Below are 23841 nucleotides of genomic sequence, written 5' to 3' on the forward strand. Positions count from 1 at the left end.
TCATCGGATCGCGTCGCTGACGGAGATCCCTGAACTCATATGCTTGCCTGTGCAAGCAAATGCACACGATGCTAGGTCGCTACAGGGCAACTCGGGAGACGAACTGCTCATGGGTACACACGACAGCGAACTGATGGGCTACGCCCACGAGGCGATCCGGCTCAGCCGCGAGCACGTCGCGCAGGGCGGAATCCCGTTCTCCGGAGTGGTCGTGGGCGGCGGACGCATCCTGGGCACCGGCTTCAACCGGGTCCGCGAGGACAACGACCCGACGGCGCACGCCGAGGTCGTCGCCCTCCGCGAGGCCACCACCCGGCACGGCATCCGCGCCGTGGCGGGGGCCACCCTGATCGCCTCCGGCGAGCCCTGCGCCCTGTGCTACATGGCGGCGCGGTTCGCCGGCATCGGCCACATCGTGCACGCCGCCGACCGCCGGACCGCCGCCCGGTACGGCTTCGACTACACCAGCACGTACACCCTCTTCGCCGAGGACCCCGAGCGCTGGCCCCTCAAGGTCACCGCGCTCCGGCTCCCCGAGGCGGAGGAGCCCTTCCAGGACTACCTCACCATGGACCGGTCCCGGTACTGACCAGGGCCCCGGCCCGCCGCACCGCACCCCGCGACGCCGCACCCCGTCCCCGACGTGACGCGGCACGCGCCGCACCCGCCCCCCTCGCCCCCTGCGCCCCGGCCGGAGTACGGCGCCCCACGTTCCCCTCACGCGTCCGCTCCACTCCCGCTCCTCCCACCCACCGCACGGAAGGACCTCCCATGCACTGGCTCTACCTCGCCATCGCCGTCGCCTTCGAGATCACGGTCGCCATCGCCGCCGGAAAGGCCGAGGGCTTCAAGAACCGCAAGTGGACCGGGATCACCCTGGCCAGCGGCGCCGCCGCCACCTTCTTCCTCAGCAAGGCCCTGCTGACCTTCGACGTCGGCGTCGGCTACGCCCTGTGGACGTCCGTCGCGGGCGTCGGCATCACCGTCCTGGGCGCGCTGTTCTTCGGCCAGCGCCTGAACGTCAACAAGGCGATCGGCATCCTCCTCGTCATCGGCGGAGTCGTCGGACTCCAGCTCAGCGGCTCGGCCTGAGCCCCGCCCGCTCCCCGGGCGGCGCGAGCGGCCCACCCCGCACACCCCTGACGACACCTCTGAGAGAGGAACCACCTCCCATGTCCAACGCGGCCAAGAGCTCCACCAACGCCTGGCTCTCCCTCCTGCTCGCCGGAGTCTTCGAGATCGGGTACGCACTCGCCGTCGGCGGCAGCGAAGGCTTCACCCGGCTGACCTGGTCCCTGGTGGCCGTGGTGTTCTTCCTGCTGACGCTCTACGCGCTCAGCCTCGCCCTCCGCACCATCGACGTGAGCATCGGCTACGCCGTCTGGGCGGGCATCGGCGCGGTCGGCGCCGCGGTCCTCGGCCCGCTCTTCTTCGACGAGACCCTCACCCTGGCCAAGGGCCTGTGGCTGGCCGTCATCATCGTCGGGGTCATCTGGCTCAAGCTCGCCGACCGCACGAAGCCCGAGGCGGCCGCGGCCCCGGCGGCCCCGCAGCAGGTCACCGACCGGTCCGGCGCGCTCCAGGTCTGACGCGCGGCCCGACACGGGCCCGAAGCGCCGCGCGACCGTACGCCCCCGGCGGCCGCCCCCCTCACCGAAGGGGAGCGGCCGCCGGGGGCGTATCCGTCTCCGTCCCTACGTGGCCGTGCGGCCGCCGTCCACCGCGAGGGCGGCCCCGGTGGTGAACGACGAGGCGTCCGAGCAGAGCCAGGCGGCGGCGCGGGCGATCTCCGCCGGATCGGCCAGGCGCTGCTGGATCGCCTTGCCGCCGAAGCGGGCGCGGACGGCGGGCCCGGCGGCGAGGACGCTGTCCATCATCTCCGTATCGGTGCTGCCCACCACGAGGGCGTTGACGCGGATGCCGTGCTCGCCGTACTCCGCGGCGGCCGCGCGGGTCAGGCCGAGGACCGCGTGCTTCGCGGCCACGTAGGGAGCGGACGCGGAGGTGGCGCGCACCCCGGCGACGCTGGAGGTGTTGACGATCGCGCCGCCGCCGGCCGCCATCATGGCGGGGAGCTGGGCGCGCAGGCAGTTCCACACCCCACGCAGGTTGACGTCGAGGGTGCGGTCGAACTCGTCGTCGGACAGCTCGTGCAGAAGGGTTCCGGCGCCGGCGTGACCGGCGTTGTTGAACGCGCAGTCGAGCGTGCCGAACCGATCCACCGCCGTGGCGACCGCGCGGTCCATGTCCTCCCGGCGGGTGACGTCGCCCGGCACGGCCACGGCTCTGCCGCCGCCCTTCCCGATCCGTTCGGCGGCCTCCTCCACCAGGTGGGCCCTGCGGGCGACGAGGACGACGGCCGCGCCCTCGTCGGCGAAGTGCCGGGCCGCCGCGGCGCCGATGCCGCTGGAAGCCCCGGTGATCAGTGCGACCTTGCCGGACAGCAGCGGTCCGCCCGCCGTCATGCCGGGGTCCCGGCCGGGGCGGCGCTCCAGAACGTGCCCGAGGCGAGGTCCCGGTCGATCCGCCGCACCAGGCCGTCGTCGAGCTCGTCGAGGCCGCTGATCAGATGGCGTACCCCGGCCTCCTCCATGAGGGCGCGCTGGTGGCTGTGGACGAAGGTGGAGGGCCGGCCGACGAAGGCGGTGCCCAGTTCGCGGGCCACGGCGGCGACGCGGGCCACGTCGTCCACGAAGAGGGTCTGCTCGGGGCGGAGCCCGAACACGTCCCGCGTGATCTCCTTCAGACCGGGGCGGAAGTCGTTGGTGCAGACGTAGCCGGGACCGTCGAACAGCTCGGCGTACCGGCCCAGATGGCGGTCGAAGTGGTCCTTGCCCAGTCCGCCGTAGCAGACCGTGCGCAGGCCCGCGCCGCGCAGCCGGGTGAGCAGGCCGGCCGTGCCCGGCGTGACCGTGACCGGGTGGCGGTCGAGGTGGGCGGCGCGGTCCTCGAAGTAGGCGGCGAGCGCCTCCTCGCCGCTCATGGAGCCGCCGGTGGCGGCCGCGAGGAGCCGGCCGGCGATGTGCTGCGGCTGGGAGAAGACGGACCTCTCCAGTTCGGCGGAGTACGTACCGCCCCGGGTGGTGACGAAGTGGTGGATCACCGGGCTGAAGGTGTCGTTGAGCAGGACACCGTCGATGTTCAGGGCGACCAGGCGCAGGGTGAGCATGCTTCTCCGTAGGGCTCGTCGGAACGGGCGGAGCGGTGCAGGACATCCGGGGCGTGCTGGGCGTGCTGGAGGAACCGTCCGGCCGGATGCGCCGGTCGGATCGGGTCGGGACGGGTCGGGCGGGCCGGCGGGCTGCTGGGGTCAGGGCATCAGCGCGCTGCCGCGGGCGGGAGATGTCTCGGCGCGGGTGATCACGGACGGGACCGCGAGGCCCGGCAGGATCAGGTTCCACATCTGCTGGGTGCGTTCGGGAAGGTCCCGGCGGCCGCTGACGACGTTGGAGTACATCTGCATGCCGGTACAGGCGGCCACCACGAACTCCGCGACCACGGTCGGGTCCACCCCCGGCTGCAGTTCGCCGGCCTCCAGCGCCTCGTGCAGGCTGCCGACCATGATGCCGCGGAAGTTCTCGTACGGGTCGGCGTTGAGGGAGCCGTCGATGGACGCCTGCTCGTTGGTCAGCCGGACCCCGGCCCGCAGCAGCGGATCGCGTTGGAGCTGCCACGACCAGACGAGGGTGAGGTCGATGAGCCGCTGGAGGCCGCCGGCGGCGAGCAGCGGCACCAGGGTCTCCGGCTGACTGTTCATCACCGCCTTGGCCAGGTCCTCCTTGGAGCCGAAGTGGAAGTAGAGGGCTCCGGCCGTCACCCCGGCCCGCTTGAGGATGCGGGTGATGCTGGCCCCCGCGTAGCCGAACTCGTCGAAGACCTCGGCGGCGGCGTTCAGGAGGGCACGGCGGGTCTGTTCCGCCCGCTCCTGTTTCGGTTGTGCCATGACTCCCACCTTCCCAAAAAGAATGCTCCTTATGTTAGCTGGGTGAACAGGGGGCAAGGCAAGTCCGGTATGGGGTAGTTGAGTTGGCTCTGATCTTAGATCGCCCCGAAGGAAACTCGCGGAGAGGCCCCTCTTGACGCGGCAAAACAAAAGGAACATTATTTTTGGAGTGGGGGAACGGAGCGCTGAGCGCGAATTCCTCCGTCGTCACCCGCGCACACCATCGACCTTGGGGGGCCAAGTTGTCTGTTTCTGTACTGAGCCGTGAGGTGGAGCCGGTCCAGCAGTCGCAGGTGCAGCAGTGGCAGGTGCACAAGCTTCGGGGGGAGGAAGTGCTGCTCAGGACCTGGTTAGGGACGAGCCCGGACCGGTATGTGCTCACGGCGCGCTGGCCGAAGGGCCACGACTTCTACCGGCCGTCGCGGGGTTCGTACGATCCGCTGCTGCTCGCGGAGACCGTGCGCCAGACCGTCCCGCTGCTCTCCCACGCGGTGTACGACGTGCCGCGGGAGTACAAGCAGGCGTGGGAGGACTTCAGCTTCGCGGTCGAGCCGGCGGCCTCGCTGGTCACCACCGGGGAGGACGAGGTGCGCCTGGTGGTGACCTGCTCGGACGTGGTCCGGCGCGGCAGCAGGTTCGCCGGGATGACGATGGACATCGACGTCCACCTGGGCAAGCGGCTGATGGGGATCGCCCACACCCGCTTCAACAACCAGCCGGCGGCGATCTACCGTCGGCTGCGCGGGAGTTACGCGGACCTCGACGCGGCCCAGGAGGGCTGCCTCCCGGTGGGGCCGCCGGTGGACCCGCACCGGGTGGGCCGCGACCGCGCGGACGACGTGGTGCTCTCGCCCGCGCTGGGCGGCGAGCGGCCCGGCCGGTGGCTGCTGCGGGTGGACCCCTCCCACCCGGTGCTCTTCGACCATGCGGTGGACCATGTGCCGGGGATGCTCCTGCTGGAGGCGGCGCGGCAGGCGGCTCACGAGGTCGGCGGCGCGGGCTCGGCCGTCATCGGGATGAGGACGGACTTCGTCCGGTACGTCGAGTTCGACGCCCCCGCCGTCGTCGTGGCCGGGGAGCCGGTCTCCGTCGGCACGGGCCGCCGCCGGGTCCCCGTCCGGGTCGAGCAGCACGGCATCCAGGTCTTCACCGCCGAGGTGACCGTCGATTGACGCCCGCTCCGTGACGCGGCGGGCGGTCCGCACCCCCCGAGTGGGGTGCGGACCGCCCGCCGGGCGGTCATGTCGGTGCCAACTCCGGCATCGGCTCCGGAAGTTCCTCGTGCACGGTCACCGTGACGTGCACCGAGGCCGGGACCGCGAAGCTGGCCTCGTAACCGGGAGGGGCGAGTAGCTGCCGCACCCGCCAGCCGAGCGGCTGGCCGGTGAGGTCCAGCCGGTTCATGACGGCGGCCATGCCCTGCCCGGTCGCCTTGGCCATGGCCTCCTTGCGGGTCCACAGCCGGGCGAAGTCCCGGACGAGCTCGTCGTCCGGGCGGCCTCCCAGCCACTGCTGCTCCCTGGGGTGGAGGAACGGCAGATAGCCGGCGACCGACTCCGGGGTGGGCCAGGACTCGATGTCGATGCCGATGGTGGCCTCGGCGACCGCGATGGCGACGTGGTCCCCGCTGTGCGACATCGAGAACTCCAGGGGTTCACCGACCGGGGCCGGGTCCCGGATGGCCGGCCGCCCGTGCGCCCCGCCGCAGCCGGGACAGGGCTGCCGCAGGAAGCCGACGCTGCCGGGGGAGCAGCCGAGCGAGGACCCGAGCACGCTCCGCAGCGCCCAGTGCGCGAAGGCGTAGGTCTCCCGGCCGGACTGCTGCGGTATCGACGCCAGCCGGCCCCGCTCCTTCTCGTCCAGCCAGTCGGGCGGGGAGCCGTCGGGCGGGAGGCGCTGCCCCGCCGGGGCCCGGACGATCCAGATGCCGACCGGATCGAGGACCTCACCCGGCGGCGCGTCGGACCACATGAAGTCGTGTGTCATGTCGATACGGCTCCTGATGCGGCGGGGGCCCGGCCGGCCCCCGCCACGGGTCGGATCAGGCGGTTGCTGCGAGCAGCGGCCACGGGCCGGTCGTGGCGTACTGCTCCAGGTCCTCGGAGGCGAGGTAGCGCCGGAACCCCGGTACCTGTTCCGCCGGGCGCAGCGCCCCGCGGTACAGCACCATGCCGCGCACCCCGGTGTCGTCGTCGTGCCAGCACACGAGCGGAATGTGGTACTCCGGCGTGTCGCAGGTCTCCTGCACGGCCGCCTGGTAGCCGTACGCGGGCAGCAGACTCATCGGGCCACGCTCCCGGTCTCGGGACGGACGCCGAACAGGGCGCCGTAGTCGGTGATCCGCGCGGCGGCCCCGCTGCCGCCGGCGGCGTGCAGCGCGTGCCAGAAGAGCACCTGGTTCGCGGTGAGGACGGGGAAGCCGACGGTCTCCTCCAGGCCGGCGATGGTGCCGACGGCGCGGATGCCGTTGCCGGCGACCAGGACCGCGTCGGGCCGGTGCGGGGCGACGTCGGACTCGATCCACTTCACCAGCGCCTCCGGGGTGATCAGCTTCTGGTTGCTGGGGAGGCCGCAGGGTGCGTGGTGGACGACGTCGAAGCCGCGCTCACCGAAGTAGGAGGCGCCCAGGGCGGACAGCTCGTCGTCGAACCACGGCGGGTTGACCAGCGCGATCCGCTCGGCGCCCAGCGCGCGGAAGCCGGCCGCGGCCGCGTGCGCGGTGCCGGTCAGCGGGATGCCGCGGGTCCGCTCCGCGAGCCGCTCGAACAGCTTCTGCTCGCCGTCGGCGCCCAGGACGTAGGAGGAGCTGGTGAACCCCAGGGCGATGGAGTCCAGGGGGGAGGCGGCCAGCAGCTCGACCGCGTCGTCGATGAAGGGCGGGTCGATGAAGGCGCGGACCGGGTCGTGCGGGATCTTGGGGTCCATCTCGCCGCCGGGGCGCATCGCCCCGAAGTGCACGCGGGAGCCGTGGATGTAGACGTCGCGCGGCGCCATCGCCTGGAGCTCGGACTCGGGCCCGACGTCCGCGTGCGGAACGACGACGCCGACGCGGGCGACCGCGCCCCAGCCGTCCTCTCGGGCCTGGAACTGCGTCATGGGGTGCTTCTCCTCTTCTTCTGCGTTCTTCTGCCGTGCATGCCGGTACGGATACGGGTGCGGGTGGGGCACCGGGCGTGGGGATCAGGCGGTCGCCTCGTCGGCGAGCGAGCCGCCGCTCACCGTGCCGGTGCCGTCCTCGGCGAGGAACTTCGGGTGCTTGCGGCGCATGTTGTCCATGACGAAGTCGTACGGGACGTCGTCGAAGTCGCCGTGGTCGGTGAGGAACTCCATGCTCTGGCGGCCCTGGGCGTCGAAGGGGTGGTAGAGGCTGTCGGAGCGGCCGTCGAACTCCAGCGGGGTCATGCCGTACAGCCGGCACAGCAGCTTGTTGAAGACCGGGGTCACCTGGAGCCAGCGTCCTTCGAGGTACACGGTCGCCAGGCCGTGGAAGAAGACGTCGCCGCCGATGTAGGAGCGCAGCCGGTCGGAGGCGAGGTGGTTGCGCACGTCGCTGTAGTGCAGCCGGGCGGGGATGCCGACCCCCCGGCAGCAGGCGGCGTACAGCACGGACTTGTGCAGGCAGAAGCCCTTGCCGCCGGTGATGATGCTGGACGCGCGCAGCCCCTGCGGCGACAGGTCGGCGCCGTAGACCTCGTAGTGGATGCCGTCGCGGACCGCGTAGTAGAGGGCGACGGCGAGTTCGACGGGGCCGGCGGCGTCGCGGTCGATCCCCTTGAGGGCCTTGTCGACGAACGCCTGGACGGTCGGGTGCTCGTGGTCGAGGAAGTCCGTGGGAGCGGTGAGCCGGGCGAGGTCGTCCGCGGTCGTCCGCGCGGACGCGGCGTCGGCGGCCGGCTGGGCGGGGGCGGTGTCGATCAGGGTCTCGGTCATGGCGATGCCTCTCGTCACAGGCCCATCAGGGCGGCGATGCAGTTGCGCTGGATCTCGTTGGTGCCGGAGTAGATGGAGCCGGCCGCGGCGTTGCGCAGCTCGCGCTCGATGCCCGTGTCGGTCAGATAGCCGCGGGCCCCGAAGATCTGGATGGCGTGCCGGGCGGTGAGCTGGTTGGCCTCGCTGACCACGATCTTGGTGGCGGCCACGTCCAGCGAGGCGTCCTTGCCCTGTTCGACCTTGCGGCCCGTGTCGTACAGCCACTTGCGGGCCGACTCGACCGCGATCCGCATGTCCGCGATCTTGTGGGCGACCGCCTGGTTCTTGCCGATGGCGGAGCCGAACTGCTGCCGGGTGGTGGCGTGTTCGACGACCCGCTTCAGCCGGTGGGTCATCTCGCCGAGATTGACGGCGAAGGAGAACAGGATCTCCCGCTTCATCACATGGTCCATGATCAGGAAGCCGGCGCCCTCGCTGCCGAGCCGGTTGCCTACGGGCAGCCGTACGTCGGTGAGCGTGACCTCGCTGATCGGGGAGGTGCGCAGCCCCATCGTCTCCAGCGGCTCGCCGATCGTGAGGCCCGGCGTGGAGCGCTCCGCGAGGAAGGTGCTCAGCCCGAACGCCCCCGGCTTGCCGGTGCGGACGTAGAGCAGGAAGAGGTCGGCGACCGGGGCGTTGGTGATGAACATCTTGCCGCCGTTGAGCACGTACGCGTCACCGTCGCGGACGGCCGTGGTCCGGATGTTCATCACGTCCGAGCCGTGGCCCGGTTCGGTGATGGCGTGCGCGGTGATGGCCTCGCCCGAGGTGACCCGCGGCAGGTAGCGCGCGCGCAGGTCCGCGGAGCCGAACGCCTGGAGCGGGATGCCGACGCTGACGATCTGCGTGGACGCGGAGAAGTTCAGTCCCGCGTCCCGGCTGGTGTGGCCGAGGCCCTCCAGCGCGGCCATGGTCTCGGTGAGCGTCCGGCCCGCGCCGCCGTACTCCGGGGCGAAGGGGAGGGTGAAGAGGCCGGACCGCTGGAGCGGCTTCCACTTCTCGTGCGGGAACTCGCCGGCGCGGTCCCAGCGGGTGACGTCGTCGTTCAGCTCGTCGGCGTACGGCGCGGTGACGCCGTAGGTGTCCGTGTCCTTCTCTGCTGCCATGGGTGCTCTGCCTTGCCTTTCACCGGTCGCGGGCGCGGGGGGCCGGGGGCGGGGCCGCGCCGTCGCGGCCCCGCCCCCGGCGGTGCGGATCAGTAGCGGGAGAAACCGTCGTCGGAGAGCGAGTGCTTCTCGTCCCCGCGCAGCGCCGGGCTGAAGACCGAGACGAGCAGGAGGTCCTCGTCGTCGGAGGCGATCAGGTGGTGGGCGTCGTTCTTGTCCAGGGCGTAGATGGTCCCGGTCTTGATCTTGTGGCGGACGCCGTCGGTGGTGACGACCTCGCCGGAGCCGCCGATGCAGTAGCAGGCCTCCAGGTGGCCGAGGTACTGCAGCGCGCTGGAGGTGCCCTGGCGGACGAGCGTCTCGCAGACGGTGAAGCCCATCCCGTCCTGCTCGGTGAGGAGGCGGTGGCTGGTGCCGCTGCCCCACTCGACCGCGGGGACGTCGGAGAGAGAACGGACGATCATGGGAGAACTCCTGTCATCGTTGTGTTCCGGACGTGTCCAGGTGCAGGTGCAGGTGCAGTGCGCCGCGTGTGGGGGGCGGATACGCGGGGATCAGGGGGTGCGGAGCCGCCGGTCAGACGGCGGCCGGGGCGGCCTCGCCGACGAAACGGCGGATGTCCGCGAGGGTGCGGTAGGCGTCCGGCTCCAGCGGGATGTCGTCCACCGGTATGCCGTACGTCTCCGATATCCAGGAGATGAGGCGGACCAGGCCGAGGCTGTTGACGACGGTGCTCTCGATGAGGTCGAAGTCGTCGGTCAGGTCCTCGGCGTCCTCGCCGGAGAGGAAGTCCTGGACGATGTAGTCGCGGATCGGGTCGGTACCGGGGGTGCTCATCAGCGGTCTCCGTTCAGTCGGGTCTTCTTGATCGAATTACGGTCGGGCTTGCCGGTCGGGGTCTTCGGCAGCGGGGTGCCGGCGAGCGCGACCGAGCTGGGCACGGCGTGCCGCGGCAGGTGCTTCGCCGCGTACGCCCGCAGACCCAGCGAGCTGAGGGAGGTCCCGTCCCGGCGCACCACTTCGGCGTGCAGCCGGGTGCCGGCCTCGGGGCAGGGCAGGGCGACGACACAGGCCTCGACGACGTCCGGGTGGGCGCCGAGGACGGTCTCGACCTCCAGGGTGTTGGTGCGTACGCCGCGCACCTTGACCTGGAAGTCGGTACGTCCCTGGAGGAAGTGGCGTCCGTCGGCGTCGCGGTGGACGAGGTCGCCGGTGCGGTAGAACATGGCGCCGCCGCCGCGCGGGTCCGGCATGAACGCGTGGGCGTTACGGGCCTGTTCGAGGTAGCCGCAGGTCTGGAAGGGAGTGTGGACCAGCAGTTCGCCGGTGCCCGGCCCCTGGAGGACTTCGGTGCCGTCGGGGCCCTCGATGAGCAGCACCGCCTCGGTGCCCTCGATCGGCGCGCCGATGGGCAGCGGGTGCACGAAGGAGTCCGGGTCGATGTCCTCGACGAAGCTGTCGTTGGTCTCCGTGCAGCCGAAGACGTTGTGGAAGCGGGCGGCCGGACAGGCGGCGAACGCGTCCCGCAGCCCCTGCTCGGAGACGGACTCCCCGGTGAACGCGACCGTACGGACCGCCGGGTAGCGGGCGTCGTCCGCGGCCAGGAGCCGGTGCAGCAGGGGCACCCCCTGGACCAGGGTCACCTCGTTGTCCCGGGTCAGCGCCCGCAGGTAGGCGGCGTCCCCGCTGGCTCCGGCGTCGGCCAGGACCACGGTGCCGCCGGCCTCCAGGACCGTCCAGACGTCGAGGAGGGCCAGGTCGAAGTTGAGCGGCGAGAAACTCAGCGCCCGCGTGGTCGCGTCGATCCCGAATTTCTCCGTGGCCCAGTCGCCGAAGCGGTCGAAGGCCGCGGTACGGATGGGGACGAGCTTGGGGACGCCGGTGGACCCGGAGGTGGTGAGGGTCAGCAGCGACTCCGCGGGGTCGGGGGCGCTGAATCCCTCCGCGAGCGCGGGGTCGGTCTCCTCCCGCGTCAGGACCGCGCCGCCGCCGGGGGCCGCGACGGCGTTCAGCGGGCCGTGCGCCTGAGCGGTGAGGGTGGCCAGGGCGGCGGCGCCGAGGCTGGGTGACGGGACCAGGGTGTTGATCCCGAGGCGCCAGGCCGCCAGCAGCAGCGCGATGGTCTCCGGCGACTTGTGGGCCGGTACGCACAGGGCGCGGACGGAGGTGAAGGCGACGCCGTCGAGGTCCGCGGCGGCCCGGTGGGCCAGCCGCTCCAGGTCCGCGTAGGTGACGCGGGTGCCGGCGGCGACGAGCGCGGTGCTGTCGGGCTGTTCCTGCACGTGTCTGCTGAATGCCTGCAACAGGCGAGGCGAAGGCAACGGTCCCCCTCGGTGGATGGGCGATCTGGCCGGTCCGACCGTTCTGGCTGGTTCGACCGGCCCCACGGGTGTGGCTGTGCTCGCTGGTGCGGCTGGTCCGGCTGGTGCGGCCGGTCCGGCTATGAGGAAGAATCTATCCCTCTTTATATGCATGGTCAAGCAAATACTTTGGAGGTTCGTGTGACCTGGGTCACGGCTTGGCTCCGGTGCTGCCGAAGCCCGAACATGCAAAGACGGCGGGAGGCCGGGGTTACCCCGGACGCCTCCCGCCGTCGGTCGCGGTCTCGTCAGGCAGCGCTGCGGAGCGCTTGCACCGCCCTGGCGAGCTGGTCGTCGGCGCTCGCGGTGTTGAGGGCCGAGCTGAGGACGTCGGCGTACGTGGCACGGGCTTCCTGGTAGCGCTTGCGGCCTTCTTCGGTGATGACGGCGAAGACGCCGCGCTTGTCGTCGGCGCAGCTGTCCTTGTAGGCGTAGCCGGCGCTCTCCAGCCGTCCGACCAGGCGCGTCACCGAGCTCTGGCCCAGGCCGATGTGGTCCGCGAGCTCCTGCATCCGGCACTCGCCCTTCTCCGCCTGGGTGAGTGTCTCCAGGGCGCGGTACTCGGAGAGCCCGACGCCGTAGCGGCGCTGGAGGGTGTGGGCGAGCTGGCGCTCCACGAAGGTGTGCAGGCCGAGGACGGCCTCCCACATGACCTGATCGGAGGCGGCGCGTGGCTGTTGGTTGATCGTCATGGAACAGCTCCCCTTCTCGACTGCGATGACACCAAGATACATGCCTGTGCAATCATCTGGGGAGGGTCGGGGTACTTGAAGGGTCTCCCTGGCCGATATTTATTTGTATAGGCAAGCAAAATGGTCAGGGGGTCATGCTCTCCAGGGTCGCGCTGGCGTAGGCCGCCGACACGAGCGTCATGTGCCGGTGCCAGCCGGGGAAGGAGCGCCCTTCGAAGTCGAGGAGGCCGAAGTCCTCGCCCATGCGGTCGACCGCGGTCCGCGCCCCCAGGGGGGAGCGGGCCAGCTCCAGCAGCTCGGCCGGATGCCGGTCGGTGATGTTGGTCAGCCAGATCTGTCCGGGCCGCCCGCTGCCCGCGTCCCACTCGGCCATCAGCCGGCCCTGCCCGAGGCTGTGCTCGCCGTCCGGGCGCAGTCCGCGCACGGTCGTCTCGTGCGAGAGGATCTGCCGGCCGGGCCCCGCCGGGTGCCGGACGCCCCGGCGCAGCAGCAGGCCGCGCGCCGACTCCTTCTTGCCCGGCGGCACTTCGGGACCGCCGAGGGCGGTCTGGCCCGGCAGGGCGAGGACGAAGGAGTGCCCGCCTCCCTGGAGCCGCTGCGCCAGTGGATCGACGTCGCACAGGGAGGTCAGATCGGCGACCACGGGTGCCGTGCGCCCGCCGGACCGCGCCGCCATCTCCCGTACCAGGGACAGGGCGTGGTCCCACAGGGGCCGGGTCCGGGTCGTCGCGGGGATCTTCGCCCGGTCGCGCACGGCCTCGTCGCGGGTGAAGCGGGGCGGCAGGAACAGCTGCCAGTCGACCGGGACCTGAGCCCGGCCGACGTCCAGGAACAGGCCGATGCCCAGCTGGCAGTTGACGGTGCGCCCGGATTCCGGAAGGAAGCGCTGGTGCACCCCGGCCGAGCGGTCGCCCCGTTTGGGCAGGACGGCCGGCGCCAGGGTCCAGGCGCGTACCGGCAGTGAACGGGCGGCCCAGCGGGCCAACTCCCCGCGTGCCGGGGCCCATTCCCACGGGCTGGCGTTGACGAACTGGTGCAGGGATGTCGAGGCCGCCTCCGAGCCGGTCACGACGGCTGCCATGCGGCGCACGGTCTTCTTCCCGTGGGTGCGCAGCAGTCCCTGCAGGTACACGTGGCCCCAACGCTGCTGGTCGGAGCGGTGCAAATGGCCGAACAGGAGCCGGGACAGGTCGGTCGGCGGCCGACTCGCCGTCATGTCGGGCGTTTCGTGCATCGTCGTCACTGCGGGTCCCTCCCAGGTGAGCGTCGCTCAGCAGACTAACAAACATAGAGAATGTTCGTTATATTTCTACGGGAGAGAACGACTACTTGCCGAGGTCCGAGGAGAAGGCGCATGCAGGAACGGGCGGCCAGGACGCGCCGGACCGTATTGGAGGCGGCGGCCGACGAGTTCGCCGAGCGCGGCTACCAGGGCGCTTCCCTCCAGGGGGTGGCCTGGCGGGCCGCGACCTCCATCGGTGCTCTGACGTTCCACTTCAGGAACAAGACCGCTCTGGCCGAGGAGGTGCGCACGGCCGGGTCGGCCCGGTTCGCGCGCTGCCTGGACGAACTCGCGCTCTCCGCCGATCCGTTGACTGAGCTGCGTACGCTGATCGGCACGCTGGTCCGGCTCGCGCACGAGGACCCCTTCGTCCGCGCCGCGCGCCGGCTGGAGGCCGACGCGCCCGAGGACGCACCGCTGTTGGCCGAGATCTGGCTTCCCGTCCTGCGCACCCTGATCGACCGGGCCGACAGTGCCCGGCGGCTGCGCCCCGGTGTGGCCCCCGAGGACGCGGTGGCGATGCTGTCGCACCTCGCGGAGGGGGCGATGGCCGCGAACTGCACGGCCCGCGACACGGCGTGGGGCTCGGTGGGGGACTCGGTCTGGGACGTCGTCCTGCACGGCCTCGCCGCGGACGGGCCGAACCAGGGGGCCTCGGGAACCGCTTCACCGGGCCTCGCCGAGGCCCGCCCCGGTCCGTCCTGACGCGACGCGCTCGGGGCGTGGGCCCGGGTACCCGGCGCGGCCTGACCGGCGGCCGGGGCCGGGCGGCCCGCACGGCGAGGCGCGGCCCCGGACCGGGGCGGACGACGCGTGGCCGGCCTCGCACGTGATCGGGCCGGACCGGGGAAGGACGGCGTTCGTCCCCGGTCCGGCCCGGAACGGCGGCCGGTCCGGGGCGAAACGGCGGCCCGTCCGGCCCGGAGCGCAAGGCGGCCTGTTCCGGTCCGGCCCGAACAGGCGGCCGGTCCGGGGCGCGTATGAGGGTGACCGGTCCGGGACCGGGGCGTGGACCGGGGCGTACGGGACGGTGGGCGGCCTCAGAACGCGTCCCGCGCCGTCCGCTCCACCGCGTCCGCCACCGCGTCCAGGACCCGTGCCGAGGCGTCCGCCGTCAGCCGGCCGCGCACCCACGCGGCCCCGGTCCTGGTCCGGGGCCACGCCTGGTGGGCGACGCCGCCGGGGCCCTGGTGGCCGAAGGCCCCGGCGCGGACGGCCGGGTGGAGGCCCTCGTCGAGGAGCTGGAGGCCCCCCTCGCCGTACGCGCTGACCCCGCCGAGCAGCGGGTCCAGCCCCTCGACCCAGAAGCTCCGCGCCTGGTCGAGCGTGCGCCGCGACAGCAGCAGGGGCTCCTCGCCGGGGGCGCGTACGGCGTCGGCGGCCAGCACCCCCTGGAGCCGGGCGAGCCCTCGGGCCGACGCGTACACCCCGAGCGAGGGGACGATCGCGTACCGCCGCCGCGTCTCGCTCCACACCCCGGCGTCCGGCGGGAACGGGGACGGGTTGTTCCACACCCGGCCGAACAGGTCCGCCGCGCCGTCGTCCGGGCCGCCGTCCGGCGCGGGGAAGCGGGCGCGGAAGTCCGGGTCGTACGAGACGCGGGCGGCGTGCGGCAGTTGGTCCGGGACGAGGCCGAAGTGGACGTCGAGGCCCAGCGGACCCGCGATCTCCTCCAGGAAGAACAGGTCGAGATCGCGGCCGTCGACCCGGCGGACCACCTCGGCGACGATCCACCCGGCGGTCCACGGTCCGTGCAGCACCCCGCCGGCCCGCGGGTCCTCCTCCAGGCTGTGCAGTTCGAGCAGCGCGGCCATCATGCGCGGGTTCTCGACGTCCCGCTGGTCGAGGCCCGCCGCCATGCCCGGCAGCCGGGCGGTGAACGTCAGCACGTCCCGCAGCGTCACCTTGCCCTTGCCGCGTACCGCGAACTCCGGCCAGTACTCCGCGACCGGCCGGTCCAGGGCGAGCGCGCCCATGTCGGCGAGGAGCAGGACCGCCGTGGCCAGGACGGAGTGGGAGGCCGTCAGCAGCGGGGCGAGGGTGTCGCCGGTCCACGGAGCGCCGGTGACCGGGTCGGCGGTCCCGTGCCACAGATCGACGATCAGGTCACCGTCCCGGACGACGGCCAGCGCGGCCCCGTGGGAACCGGGCGGACCCGACTCCCGGCAGGCCCGTTCGAAGGAGTGGCGCACCGAGGCGAATCCGGGCGCGGTGGTTCCGTGGACGCCGGTCGTCGCCGCCCGTGGCCGTGGCCTCGGCAGAACCTGCCGTACCAGAGAGGTCGTCATGTCAGGAACTCCATAAGAGGTGGAGAGTCGGGAACTGCGGTGCGGGGGCGGTCCGGGCTCGGTTCACGCCTCGGGCGCGCCCGCCGGGTAGGGCAGGAACTCCAGGTCGGTCAGGTCCTGGTCGGTCAGGCGGACGCGGTCGCCGCCGAGGTTCTCCGCGAGGTGGTAGGACGCCCGCGTGCCGGGCAGCGGCACCACGTGGTCGCCCAGGCGCAGCAGCCACGCCAGGGCGACCTGCGCGGGGGTCGCCCCGTGCCGGGCGGCCACCTGGGCGACCGCCTGCGTGAGCGCGGCGTTGTGGCGGATGGCGCGGGGGGCGAAACGGGGCTGGGTGCGCCGCCAGTCGTCCGGGGGCAGGTCGTCGTGGCGGGTCAGCGCACCGGCCAGCAGCCCGCGCCCGAGCGGGGCGCCGGCCAGCAGGGCGATCCGGCGCTCCACCGCGTACGGCACGACGTCGTCGAGGCCGCAGCGGGTGAACAGCGACACCTCGGCCGCCATCGCCGCGGCCTCGTGCACGGCCTCGGCGTCGCGCGCCTCCTGCACGGTGACCACGGGCAGCCCCAGCATCCGGATCTTGCCCGCCCAGACCTGCTCGGCCAGCGCGCCCCAGCTCTCCTCCAGCGGCACGCCGGGATCGACGCGGCGCAGCAGATAGAGGTCGATGTGGTCCACGTGCAGCCGGCGCAGGCTCTCGTCGACCGCGTCCCGCAGCGCCTGCGGGCCGCCCGCGGGCCGCAGCCCGCCGTCCGGGTCGCCGAGCAGGCCGCCGCCGGTACAGAGCACCACCTCGTCCCGCCGCCCCCGGATGGCCTCGCCGATCAGCCGCTCGTTGTCCCCGGCCGCGTACGCGCCGGCCGTCTCGACGAGGTTGACCCCGAGGTCCACCGCCTCCTGGACCAGCGATACGGCCTTGGTCCGGTCGCGCTGGCCGGGGGCGTAGCGGTACGAGAGCCCCATGGCGCCCAGTCCGAGCCGTCCGACGACCGGCCCGTCCCTGCCCAGTGTTGTGGTCCGCATTCCGCGGAACTCCCTTCTCCACAGAGGAAAGCGACCACTTCATAGCAACAGCCCGGAGGCCTCGGGGGACAGCGACCCGTCGCTACTTGCCGACCTCCGACGACTTCGGGAAGTCCGGGCGGGCCTGTTGGGGACGGCCCCCCGAGGCGGGCGCACCCGGCACCCGGACGGGCGGGGCGGACGGCGGGCCAGGACGGCGAGGCGGGCCGGGACTGCGGGCCGGGACTGCGGCGCGGGCCGGACCAGCGGGGCGGGCCGGGGCGGCGAGGCGGGCCGGGGCGGCGAGGCGGGCGCGGACGGCGGGCCCGCGCGGCACACGGGCGCGTACGGCGGGCCCGCGCGGCACACGGGCGCGGACGGCGGTGCGGGCGGGCTGTCGGGGCCCGGTACGGCCGTGCGGCAGGCCCCCGGACGGCCGCCGGGCCGGTCCCCGCCGCGAGGGCGGAGCCGGCCACGGACGGGGGCGCGGAGGGCGGCGGTCTCAGCCGAGGTGCTTCCGGAAGAACTCCGTGAGCTTGGCGACGGCGGGCGTGACGGCCGCGTCGCGGTCGTACAGGTCCACGTGGCCGGCGCCCTCGACCAGGAACAGCTCGGCGTTGCCGGGGCTGTCGGCGACCGCCTTCTCGGAGAACCCCCTGGTCACCGCCTCGGTGCCGGCGATCATGAGCAGCGGACGCGGGGCGATCTTCGCAACATCGGCGAAGGAGTCGAACTGGTCGAGCAGGTCGGCGCTGCGGACGACCAGGTCGCCGGTGGAGCGCGGGTGGCGGCCACGGGGCGTCTTGTAGTAGTCGACGAAGTCGGCGGTCGGGGCCGGGGTGTCGGCGTCGGCCTTCTCCGGCAGCACCGCGAAGGTGGCCGCGGGCTCACCGGCCGCCTCGGCACTGCGCAGCTCACCCGAGCGGGCCACCATCTGCTGCCAGCCCTCGGGGTCGCCCTCGCGGAAGAAGCTGGGCACATCGGTGCCGGAGACGCCGGCCACGGCCTTCATGCGGTGGTCGGTCTGGGCGGCGTAGGGCACGTAGGCGCCCGAGCCGCACACGCCCATCACGCCGATGCGGCCGGCGTCGATCTCGGGCCGCGTGGTGAGGTAGGAGACCGCCGCGCGGAAGTCCTCGGCACGCTGGAAGGGGTCCTCCAGGCCGCGGGGCATGCCCTCGGACTCGCCCTGGAACGCCGCGTCGAAGGTCAGGACGGCGAACCCCTCGGCGACCAGCCGCTCGGCGTACACCGCCGGGGACTGCTCCTTGACGCCGGTGGTCTGGTGGCCGACGACGATCGCGGCGAGCGGGCCGTCGACGCCCTCGGGGAGGTAGAGGTGGCCTGCGAGCTGGAGGCCGTTGGTCGGGAAGCGGACGTCGGTCCTCATGGCGTTCTCCTGACGGGATCGTGGGGGTGGCCGGGTGATTCCGCGGCCTGTCTCCACTCTCCGGCCGGGCGGGGTCCGGAAGAAGGTCGGGCGGCTTCCCGGGAAGGATCTCTCCCGGGCGGAACGCGTACCCCACTGCCATGCTGGGCTCATGACCGGTTCCGCACACCTTCGTGAGCTGGGCGAGCTCCTCAAGCACCGCCGCGGGGAGCTCACCCCGGCGCAGGTGGGGCTGCCCGAGCGCGGCCACACCCAGCGCCGCGTCCGGGGGCTGCGCCGCGAGGAGGTGGCCGAGCTGACCGCGATCAGCACCGACTACTACGTGCGCATCGAACAGGGCCGTCTCGCGCCCTCGCAGCCGGTGCTCGACGCGCTGGTGCGGGCCCTGCGGCTCGACGGCGACCAGCGGGCGTACGCGGAGGGGCTGATCGACCAGGCCGCCCGCGCGGGGAGCCGCCGTACCGCGCCGCGGCGACGGGCCCGGCCCACGGTCCACCCGCACCTGGCGCGGCTCCTGGGCCAGCTCGGCGGGACGCCCGCCCTCGTCTTCGGGCCACGCCTCGACATCCTCGCGTGGAACCCGCCGGCGGCGGCGCTGCTGTGCGACTTCGGGGCCGTGCCCGAGGCCGAGCGCAACTACGTCCGCATGGTCTTCCTCGCCCCGGTGATGCGCGAGATCTACCCCGAGTGGGAGGACGTCGCCCGCACCTGCGTGGAAGTGCTGCGGATGGAGGCCGGCACCAACCCGGCCGATCCGGCCCTGACCGCCCTGGTGGGCGAACTGTCCGTGGCCGACCGGAACTTCCGGGTCTGGTGGGCCGAACACCGGGTCGCCCACCAGGACTTCGGCAGCAAGCGCATCGCCCACCCGGATGTCGGCGACCTCACCCTCGACTGGGACGCCTTCCGTTACGCCGGAGCGCCGGAACAGCAACTCGTGCTCTGGTCCGCCGAACCGGGCACCGTGGACGCGGAACGGCTGGCGGAACTGGCCCGCGGGTGCGACGAGGGGCCGGTGACCGCGGTGTCGACGGGTGATCGCGGCGCCGACGGCTGATCCTGGCGCGCGGCGGGGTGATCACGGCGGGGTGATCACGGCGCCTGGGGGCGGCCGTGCTGCGCCGCCGGAGAGGCACGGCGTCGGCGGTGGCGTCAGTCCGCCCTGGTGTAGATCAGACTCTCGCCGGTCCCGGCCGTGGACCGGCGCAGGGTCCCGTCCGGGAGCAGGGTCAGCTCGGTGGGCTTCCCCGGCGTGCAGGAGGTGGCCGGGGAGCCGGAGGACACCGTGGAGGGCCCGATGCGGACCGGGCCGTCCGCCGGCGGGCGCCCGGCGAGCGGGGCGCCGAACTCGCAGTGGTACGTGCCCCCGGAGTCGAGGGTCCCCTCGGCGGTGAGGGCGAGGACCTGGTCGCCGACCTCGCCCTGACGGATGGTCAGTGTCCGTGTGGCCGAACCCTGTTCGCCGGGTATGGAGCCGGACCAGGTCCCGAGGAAGTTCTCCGGGACGGTTCCCCCGTCGCCCTGCTGCCCGCCCCTTTCCGTGGCGGACCCGGACGGTCCGGGGGAGACGGTCCTCCCCGGCGTGCCGCCCTTCATGAACGCGTACACCGATCCGCCCGCTCCCAGCGCCACGACCACGGCCACGGCGATGAGCGCGACGGTGGCCCCGAGGGGGCGGCCCTCCCGGCCGGACGGGGCAGGCGTGGGGGCGAAGCAGGCCGGGGCGAGGGCCTGTTCGGCGGTGCCGCCGTGGGCGGGAGCGCCGCTGTACGGCTGGGGGGCCCGGGCGTACGGGGCGGGATGGGGCCGGGGCGACGCGGACGCCGGGGGTGCGGCGTACGGGCCGGACTCCGGCGGCGCCGGGGCGGCGGGATCTCCGGCCGCCCGCGCCCGGTCCGGGGCCTCCGGGACCACCGGAGTCCCCGGCGTGTCCAGGGCCTTCGGGACCCCCGAAGCTCCCGGCGTGTCCAGGGCCTCCGGGACCCCCGAAGCCTTCGGAGTGTCCAGCCCCTCCGGGAGCTCCGGATCCTCCGCGTCGAGCAAGCTCACCGCGTGGCGGCCGAGTTGGGCGATGAGCTGGGCGGGGAGCCAGGGCTCGTCCGCCTCCGTCCCGCCCAGGCGGGCCAGGATGTCGTCCGTACCGGGCCGGGCCGCCGGGTCCTTCGCCAGGCAGTCCCGTACGACGCCGGCCAGTTCCTCCGGTACGCCGGTCAGGTCCGGGTCCTCCCGCGCTGTCCGGAACATCAGGGCATGGACCCCGCCGCTCTCGGCCGTACCGAACGGCAGCCGCCCCGACGCGGCGTACGCGAGGACGGCCCCGAGGCAGAACACGTCGCAGGCGGTGGTCACCCGCTCGCCGCGCACCTGCTCGGGGGCCATGAAGCCGGGTGAGCCGACGAGGATGCCGGTGCGGGTCAGCTCGCCGTCGGGCACGGACTCCAGGGCGCGGGCGATGCCGAAGTCGATGACCCGCGGGCCGTCGATGGTCATGAGGACGTTCGAGGGCTTCAGGTCCCGGTGGATGAGCCCGGCGCCGTGGATGTGCTGGAGGGCGTGGGCGAGCCCGGCCCCCAGGAACCGTACGGAACGCGACGGCAGCGGCCCGTACGCCCCCGAGACCGTGACCGGGGCACCGGGGCGGCCCGAGACGACGCGCTGGAGGGAGGGCCCGGCGACGTACCCCGTGGCGACCCAGGGGACGGGGGCCTCGGTGTCGGAGTCCAGGACGGGCGCGGTCCACGCGCCACCGACGTGGTGCGCGGCGCGGACCTCCTGGCGGAAGCGGGCGCGGAACTCGGGGCGCTCGGCGAGTTCGCGGCGGACCAGCTTGAGGGCGACGGTGCGGCCGCGGTCGGAGCGGGCGAGGAAGACCTGGCTCATGCCGCCCTCGCCGAGACGGCCGAGGAGCCGGTACGCGCCGACGCGGTGCGGGTCGTCGGAGCCGAGCTTGTCCATGGTGCGCGTCCTCCCCTGCGGCCCGCACGAGGACAGCCCCGCCGGGCAGGGGCGGCGGGGCCACGGTCCTTCTCTACGACACGCCTTCCCGCGCTCCGGTTCCGCCGCTCGCGTTCGGGCCCTCCGGAGCGGTGAGGTGGTCCACCGCCTCCGACAGCCGCTCCAGCACCCGCACCGTGTCCGCCGCCTCCTCCGCCCCCAGTTCCGCCACCAGCCGCGCCGCGAACGCCGTGTGGGACGGTTCGATCAGGGCCACCGCCTCGTGTCCCGCCGCCGTCGGCCGGAGCAGCTTCGCCCGGCGGTGGGCCGGGTTCGGGACGTACTCCGCGAGCCCCCGCTCGACGAGCAGGTCCGCTATCCGCTGCACGCTCTGCCGGGTGATCCCCATCGTGCGGGCGATCCCCGCCACCGGCAACGGCTCCGGCAGCACCGCCCCCAGCACTTGCCACCACGCCGCGGTGAGGCCGCCCGGCCGCGCCAGTTCGTCGGCCACCGAGAGGAACTGGCCGTTCAGCCGGAACACCGTGAGCGCCGTCCGGCTCAACAGGTCCTGCTGGAGCCGGACGTCCTGCGCGCCCGCGCCGCCCTCACGCACTCTCCAGCACCTCGTACGCGCTCGCGTCCGAGTCGTGGAACAGCCGGTACCACGCGTCCAGCTTCTCCGGGCCGTACACCCCGAGCAGCGCGAAGACCTCCCGCGCGAGCGCCACCGGTTCCGTCGGCCCGGCCGTGACCAGCCGGCCGCCCGTGTCCGCCCCCTCGTCCGTGACGGCGTCCACGTCCACGTACCGCTCGCCGCCCGCGTACCCCGTCGCCGCGAGGTAGAACGAGACCGCGCTCGTGTGCGTGCGGTCGTCCAGCAGCCCTTCCCGCGCCAGCCCGGCCGTCGCCCCGCAGATCGCCGCGACCGGCGTCCCCGCGTCCAGGAAGGCGCGGGCCGTCCGCGCGAACGGCGCCAGCGTGTCGCCCGTGTCCCAGCCGGCCGCCCCGGTCAGGATCAGCAGCGCGCTGTCCTGCGGCCGGAGTTCGTCCAGCGCCAGGTCGGGCCGGACGCACAGGCCGCCCATGGTCGTCACGGGCTCCCGTGTGAGTCCCACGGTCCGCACGGTGTAGCCGTTCTGCGTGAGATGGGCGGTCGTGTACCCGGTCTCCCAGTCGGCGAAGGTGTCGTAGACGGCGAGGTGCACGGTCCTGTCGCCGGTGCTGCCGCTGCTGACGGTCATGATGACTCCCTCGGCTAGATGACATAAGGCTGTCATGTTGCCAGCATGCTGTCAATTCGACATCCGGCCAGGACCCGACACCCTGCCGAACCATCCGCCCCGGGCCGTACAAGGTGGCCATGGAGGCCGGCCCCGGACCCCGCTTACGCTCGCCGCATGACCCCTCATGCCCCTCATGCCCCGTACGCCGACCCCGCGGCCGGTGCGGCCGTGAAGGCCGCGGACCGCGCGCACGTGTTCCACTCCTGGTCCGCCCAGGGCCTCATCGACCCGCTCGCCGTCGCCGGCGCCGAGGGGTCCTACTTCTGGGACTACGACGGCAACCGCTACCTGGACTTCACCAGCGGACTCGTCTACACCAACATCGGCTACCAGCACCCCACCGTGATCGCCGCGATCCAGGAGCAGGCGGGCAAGCTCGCCACCTTCGCGCCCGCGTTCGCGGTCGAGGCGCGCTCCGAGGCCGCGCGCCTCATCGCCGAGCGCACGCCGGGAGACCTGGACAAGATCTTCTTCACCAACGGCGGGGCCGAGGCCGTCGAGAACGCCGTCCGCATGGCCCGGCTGCACACCGGGCGCACCAAGGTGCTCTCCGCCTACCGCTCGTACCACGGGGCCACCTCCACCGCGATCAACCTCACCGGCGACCCGCGCCGCTGGCCCTCCGACAACGGCTCGGCCGGTGTCGTCCGCTTCTGGGCCCCGTTCCTCTACCGCTCCCCGTTCCACGCGCGGACCGAGGCCGAGGAGTGCGCCCGCGCGCTCCAGCACCTGGAGGACACCCTCGCGTTCGAGGGTCCGTCCACCATCGCCGCGATCATCCTGGAGACCATTCCGGGCACCGCCGGCATCATGACCCCGCCGCCCGGCTACCTCGCGGGCGTCCGTGAGATCTGCGACCGGTACGGGATCGTCTTCGTGCTCGACGAGGTGATGGCCGGATTCGGCCGCACCGGCGCCTGGTTCGCCGCCGACCACTTCGACGTCGTGCCGGACCTGCTGACCTTCGCCAAGGGCGTCAACTCCGGTTACGTGCCGCTCGGCGGCGTCGCCATCAGCGCCGAGATCGCGGCGACCTTCGAGACCCGCCCCTACCCCGGCGGCCTCACCTACTCCGGCCACCCGCTGGCCTGCGCCGCCGCCGTCGCCACCATCGGCGTGATGGAGGACGAGAAGGTCGTCGAGCACGCGGCCCGCATCGGCGAGACCGTCCTCGGCCCCGGCCTCCGCGAACTGGCCGAACGCCACCCCTCGGTGGGCGAGGTGCGCGGCCTCGGCGCTTTCTGGGCGCTGGACCTGGTCCGTGACCGGGAGACCCGCGAACCGCTCGTCCCGTACAACGCCGCGGGCGAGGCGAACGCCCCGATGGCGGCGTTCGGCGCGGCGGCGAAGAAGGAGGGGCTGTGGCCGTTCATCAACATGAACCGGACCCACGCCGTCCCCGCCTGCAACGTCTCCGAGGCCGAGGCCGAGGAAGGGCTCGCGGCCCTGGACGCCGCCCTCTCCGTCGCGGACACGTACACGGTGGAGGGCGGAAAGGGCGCGTAGGACGCGGGAGGGAGGCGCGCGGGCGCGGGGCGGGGTCCGGAACGGGCTGGAGGCCACCCCTCCGCCGGGAACGGCCCGCCCCGCTTCCC

At 73.2% G+C, this 23841-nt stretch carries 26 protein-coding genes; 7 read left to right on the forward strand and 19 right to left on the reverse strand.

Annotated elements, in window-relative coordinates; translation table 11 throughout:
- The first annotated feature begins 109 nt into the window (after positions 1–109).
- From QFZ71_RS15790 to QFZ71_RS15800, 3 genes are all read left to right on the forward strand, one after another.
- Complete coding sequence (locus QFZ71_RS15790) at positions 110–589, forward strand: nucleoside deaminase (RefSeq protein WP_307668857.1); 480 nt, start codon at positions 110–112, stop codon at positions 587–589.
- Between the two features lie 182 nt (positions 590–771).
- Positions 772–1092 carry a multidrug efflux SMR transporter gene (locus QFZ71_RS15795; RefSeq protein WP_228994481.1) on the forward strand — a complete coding sequence of 107 codons (321 nt, stop codon included), beginning with the start codon at positions 772–774 and terminating at the stop codon, positions 1090–1092.
- A gap of 80 nt (positions 1093–1172) precedes the next feature.
- Positions 1173–1589, forward strand: coding sequence for a multidrug efflux SMR transporter (locus tag QFZ71_RS15800; RefSeq protein ID WP_307668858.1), 417 nt, complete (start codon positions 1173–1175; stop codon positions 1587–1589).
- Positions 1590–1694: 105 nt separating this feature from the next.
- Here the strand turns inward: QFZ71_RS15800 and QFZ71_RS15805 are convergent, their stop codons facing one another.
- From QFZ71_RS15805 to QFZ71_RS15815, 3 genes are all read right to left on the reverse strand, one after another.
- Entirely contained in the window at positions 1695–2465 is a 771-nt protein-coding gene (locus QFZ71_RS15805; RefSeq protein ID WP_307668859.1) for an SDR family NAD(P)-dependent oxidoreductase, read from the reverse strand.
- Positions 2462–3169, reverse strand: coding sequence for an HAD family phosphatase (locus tag QFZ71_RS15810; RefSeq protein ID WP_307668860.1), 708 nt, complete (start codon positions 3167–3169; stop codon positions 2462–2464). The genes QFZ71_RS15805 and QFZ71_RS15810 overlap by 4 nt, the downstream gene beginning before the upstream one ends.
- Positions 3170–3310: 141 nt before the next feature.
- Positions 3311–3943 (reverse strand): ScbR family autoregulator-binding transcription factor, encoded by a 633-nt coding sequence (locus QFZ71_RS15815; RefSeq protein WP_307668861.1) that lies wholly within the window; start codon positions 3941–3943, stop codon positions 3311–3313.
- A 242-nt stretch (positions 3944–4185) separates the two neighbouring features.
- Between QFZ71_RS15815 and QFZ71_RS15820 the strand changes: the two genes are divergently transcribed.
- Positions 4186–5115, forward strand: a complete 930-nt coding sequence (locus tag QFZ71_RS15820; RefSeq protein ID WP_307668862.1) for a ScbA/BarX family gamma-butyrolactone biosynthesis protein — start codon at positions 4186–4188, stop codon at positions 5113–5115.
- A 67-nt stretch (positions 5116–5182) separates the two neighbouring features.
- Here the strand turns inward: QFZ71_RS15820 and QFZ71_RS15825 are convergent, their stop codons facing one another.
- From QFZ71_RS15825 to QFZ71_RS15870, 10 genes are all read right to left on the reverse strand, one after another.
- Positions 5183–5929 carry a 4'-phosphopantetheinyl transferase superfamily protein gene (locus tag QFZ71_RS15825; protein ID WP_307668863.1) on the reverse strand — a complete coding sequence of 249 codons (747 nt, stop codon included), beginning with the start codon at positions 5927–5929 and terminating at the stop codon, positions 5183–5185.
- Positions 5930–5984: 55 nt separating this feature from the next.
- Entirely contained in the window at positions 5985–6227 is a 243-nt protein-coding gene (locus tag QFZ71_RS15830; protein ID WP_307668864.1) for a DUF6253 family protein, read from the reverse strand.
- Entirely contained in the window at positions 6224–7039 is an 816-nt protein-coding gene (locus QFZ71_RS15835) for a maleate cis-trans isomerase (RefSeq protein ID WP_307668865.1), read from the reverse strand. The genes QFZ71_RS15830 and QFZ71_RS15835 overlap by 4 nt, the downstream gene beginning before the upstream one ends.
- An 84-nt stretch (positions 7040–7123) precedes the next feature.
- Positions 7124–7873, reverse strand: a complete 750-nt coding sequence (locus QFZ71_RS15840) for a transglutaminase family protein (protein ID WP_307668866.1) — start codon at positions 7871–7873, stop codon at positions 7124–7126.
- Between the two features lie 14 nt (positions 7874–7887).
- Positions 7888–9018, reverse strand: coding sequence for an acyl-CoA dehydrogenase family protein (locus tag QFZ71_RS15845; protein WP_307668867.1), 1131 nt, complete (start codon positions 9016–9018; stop codon positions 7888–7890).
- 89 nt (positions 9019–9107) lie between these two features.
- Positions 9108–9482: an ectoine synthase gene (locus QFZ71_RS15850; RefSeq protein ID WP_307668868.1), complete on the reverse strand. Its 375-nt coding sequence runs from the start codon at positions 9480–9482 to the stop codon at positions 9108–9110.
- A gap of 112 nt (positions 9483–9594) precedes the next feature.
- The gene (locus tag QFZ71_RS15855; protein ID WP_307668869.1) at positions 9595–9855 is read right to left on the reverse strand and encodes an acyl carrier protein; all 261 of its coding nucleotides are present in this window, start codon (positions 9853–9855) and stop codon (positions 9595–9597) included.
- On the reverse strand, positions 9855–11300 hold the full coding sequence (locus tag QFZ71_RS15860) for an AMP-binding protein (RefSeq protein WP_307668870.1): 1446 nt from the start codon (positions 11298–11300) through the stop codon (positions 9855–9857). The genes QFZ71_RS15855 and QFZ71_RS15860 overlap by 1 nt, the downstream gene beginning before the upstream one ends.
- A 326-nt stretch (positions 11301–11626) precedes the next feature.
- The gene (locus tag QFZ71_RS15865) at positions 11627–12070 is read right to left on the reverse strand and encodes a MarR family winged helix-turn-helix transcriptional regulator (RefSeq protein WP_307668871.1); all 444 of its coding nucleotides are present in this window, start codon (positions 12068–12070) and stop codon (positions 11627–11629) included.
- A 124-nt stretch (positions 12071–12194) separates the two neighbouring features.
- Positions 12195–13304, reverse strand: a complete 1110-nt coding sequence (locus tag QFZ71_RS15870) for a transposase (protein ID WP_307671470.1) — start codon at positions 13302–13304, stop codon at positions 12195–12197.
- Positions 13305–13424: 120 nt separating this feature from the next.
- On the opposite strand from QFZ71_RS15870, the gene QFZ71_RS15875 reads away from it, so the two are divergent.
- A complete protein-coding gene (locus QFZ71_RS15875; RefSeq protein WP_307668872.1) occupies positions 13425–14057 on the forward strand; it encodes a TetR/AcrR family transcriptional regulator in 633 nt (210 codons plus the stop codon).
- Positions 14058–14392: 335 nt separating this feature from the next.
- Here QFZ71_RS15875 and QFZ71_RS15880 read toward each other — a convergent pair whose 3' ends face one another.
- The 3 genes from QFZ71_RS15880 to QFZ71_RS15890 all read right to left on the reverse strand — a co-directional run bounded on the left by QFZ71_RS15880 (position 14393) and on the right by QFZ71_RS15890 (position 18026).
- Complete coding sequence (locus QFZ71_RS15880; protein WP_307668873.1) at positions 14393–15640, reverse strand: serine hydrolase domain-containing protein; 1248 nt, start codon at positions 15638–15640, stop codon at positions 14393–14395.
- A 63-nt stretch (positions 15641–15703) separates the two neighbouring features.
- Positions 15704–16657: an aldo/keto reductase gene (locus QFZ71_RS15885; RefSeq protein ID WP_307668874.1), complete on the reverse strand. Its 954-nt coding sequence runs from the start codon at positions 16655–16657 to the stop codon at positions 15704–15706.
- A gap of 481 nt (positions 16658–17138) precedes the next feature.
- Positions 17139–18026: an alpha/beta hydrolase gene (locus tag QFZ71_RS15890; RefSeq protein WP_307668875.1), complete on the reverse strand. Its 888-nt coding sequence runs from the start codon at positions 18024–18026 to the stop codon at positions 17139–17141.
- 151 nt (positions 18027–18177) lie between these two features.
- Between QFZ71_RS15890 and QFZ71_RS15895 the strand changes: the two genes are divergently transcribed.
- Positions 18178–19083, forward strand: coding sequence for a helix-turn-helix domain-containing protein (locus tag QFZ71_RS15895; protein WP_307668876.1), 906 nt, complete (start codon positions 18178–18180; stop codon positions 19081–19083).
- A gap of 95 nt (positions 19084–19178) precedes the next feature.
- Here the strand turns inward: QFZ71_RS15895 and QFZ71_RS15900 are convergent, their stop codons facing one another.
- The 3 genes from QFZ71_RS15900 to QFZ71_RS15910 form a co-directional block, all read right to left on the reverse strand.
- The gene (locus QFZ71_RS15900; RefSeq protein ID WP_307668877.1) at positions 19179–20981 is read right to left on the reverse strand and encodes a serine/threonine-protein kinase; all 1803 of its coding nucleotides are present in this window, start codon (positions 20979–20981) and stop codon (positions 19179–19181) included.
- Positions 20982–21054: 73 nt separating this feature from the next.
- Entirely contained in the window at positions 21055–21576 is a 522-nt protein-coding gene (locus tag QFZ71_RS15905) for a MarR family winged helix-turn-helix transcriptional regulator (protein ID WP_307668878.1), read from the reverse strand.
- On the reverse strand, positions 21569–22204 hold the full coding sequence (locus tag QFZ71_RS15910) for a DJ-1/PfpI family protein (protein ID WP_307668879.1): 636 nt from the start codon (positions 22202–22204) through the stop codon (positions 21569–21571). Before QFZ71_RS15910 ends, QFZ71_RS15905 begins: the two co-directional genes overlap by 8 nt.
- Before the next feature lie 156 nt (positions 22205–22360).
- Between QFZ71_RS15910 and QFZ71_RS15915 the strand changes: the two genes are divergently transcribed.
- Positions 22361–23752, forward strand: a complete 1392-nt coding sequence (locus tag QFZ71_RS15915; protein ID WP_307668880.1) for an aspartate aminotransferase family protein — start codon at positions 22361–22363, stop codon at positions 23750–23752.
- Positions 23753–23841 lie beyond the last annotated feature (89 nt).

The organism is Streptomyces sp. V2I9 (assembly GCF_030817475.1).
Taxonomy (GTDB): domain Bacteria; phylum Actinomycetota; class Actinomycetes; order Streptomycetales; family Streptomycetaceae; genus Streptomyces.

What these genes read in the sequence shown, in the direction of transcription:
- QFZ71_RS15790 (WP_307668857.1), top strand. Translation starts at nt 110, where the DNA reads ATGGGTACACACGACAGCGAACTGATGGGCTACGCCCACGAGGCGATC.
- QFZ71_RS15795 (WP_228994481.1), top strand. Translation starts at nt 772, where the DNA reads ATGCACTGGCTCTACCTCGCCATCGCCGTCGCCTTCGAGATCACGGTC.
- QFZ71_RS15800 (WP_307668858.1), top strand. Translation starts at nt 1,173, where the DNA reads ATGTCCAACGCGGCCAAGAGCTCCACCAACGCCTGGCTCTCCCTCCTG.
- QFZ71_RS15805 (WP_307668859.1), bottom strand. Translation starts at nt 2,465, where the DNA reads ATGACGGCGGGCGGACCGCTGCTGTCCGGCAAGGTCGCACTGATCACC.
- QFZ71_RS15810 (WP_307668860.1), bottom strand. Translation starts at nt 3,169, where the DNA reads ATGCTCACCCTGCGCCTGGTCGCCCTGAACATCGACGGTGTCCTGCTC.
- QFZ71_RS15815 (WP_307668861.1), bottom strand. Translation starts at nt 3,943, where the DNA reads ATGGCACAACCGAAACAGGAGCGGGCGGAACAGACCCGCCGTGCCCTC.
- QFZ71_RS15825 (WP_307668863.1), bottom strand. Translation starts at nt 5,929, where the DNA reads ATGACACACGACTTCATGTGGTCCGACGCGCCGCCGGGTGAGGTCCTC.
- QFZ71_RS15830 (WP_307668864.1), bottom strand. Translation starts at nt 6,227, where the DNA reads ATGAGTCTGCTGCCCGCGTACGGCTACCAGGCGGCCGTGCAGGAGACC.
- QFZ71_RS15835 (WP_307668865.1), bottom strand. Translation starts at nt 7,039, where the DNA reads ATGACGCAGTTCCAGGCCCGAGAGGACGGCTGGGGCGCGGTCGCCCGC.
- QFZ71_RS15840 (WP_307668866.1), bottom strand. Translation starts at nt 7,873, where the DNA reads ATGACCGAGACCCTGATCGACACCGCCCCCGCCCAGCCGGCCGCCGAC.
- QFZ71_RS15845 (WP_307668867.1), bottom strand. Translation starts at nt 9,018, where the DNA reads ATGGCAGCAGAGAAGGACACGGACACCTACGGCGTCACCGCGCCGTAC.
- QFZ71_RS15850 (WP_307668868.1), bottom strand. Translation starts at nt 9,482, where the DNA reads ATGATCGTCCGTTCTCTCTCCGACGTCCCCGCGGTCGAGTGGGGCAGC.
- QFZ71_RS15855 (WP_307668869.1), bottom strand. Translation starts at nt 9,855, where the DNA reads ATGAGCACCCCCGGTACCGACCCGATCCGCGACTACATCGTCCAGGAC.
- QFZ71_RS15865 (WP_307668871.1), bottom strand. Translation starts at nt 12,070, where the DNA reads ATGACGATCAACCAACAGCCACGCGCCGCCTCCGATCAGGTCATGTGG.
- QFZ71_RS15870 (WP_307671470.1), bottom strand. Translation starts at nt 13,304, where the DNA reads ATGCACGAAACGCCCGACATGACGGCGAGTCGGCCGCCGACCGACCTG.
- QFZ71_RS15875 (WP_307668872.1), top strand. Translation starts at nt 13,425, where the DNA reads ATGCAGGAACGGGCGGCCAGGACGCGCCGGACCGTATTGGAGGCGGCG.
- QFZ71_RS15880 (WP_307668873.1), bottom strand. Translation starts at nt 15,640, where the DNA reads ATGACGACCTCTCTGGTACGGCAGGTTCTGCCGAGGCCACGGCCACGG.
- QFZ71_RS15885 (WP_307668874.1), bottom strand. Translation starts at nt 16,657, where the DNA reads ATGCGGACCACAACACTGGGCAGGGACGGGCCGGTCGTCGGACGGCTC.
- QFZ71_RS15890 (WP_307668875.1), bottom strand. Translation starts at nt 18,026, where the DNA reads ATGAGGACCGACGTCCGCTTCCCGACCAACGGCCTCCAGCTCGCAGGC.
- QFZ71_RS15895 (WP_307668876.1), top strand. Translation starts at nt 18,178, where the DNA reads ATGACCGGTTCCGCACACCTTCGTGAGCTGGGCGAGCTCCTCAAGCAC.
- QFZ71_RS15900 (WP_307668877.1), bottom strand. Translation starts at nt 20,981, where the DNA reads ATGGACAAGCTCGGCTCCGACGACCCGCACCGCGTCGGCGCGTACCGG.
- QFZ71_RS15910 (WP_307668879.1), bottom strand. Translation starts at nt 22,204, where the DNA reads ATGACCGTCAGCAGCGGCAGCACCGGCGACAGGACCGTGCACCTCGCC.
- QFZ71_RS15915 (WP_307668880.1), top strand. Translation starts at nt 22,361, where the DNA reads ATGACCCCTCATGCCCCTCATGCCCCGTACGCCGACCCCGCGGCCGGT.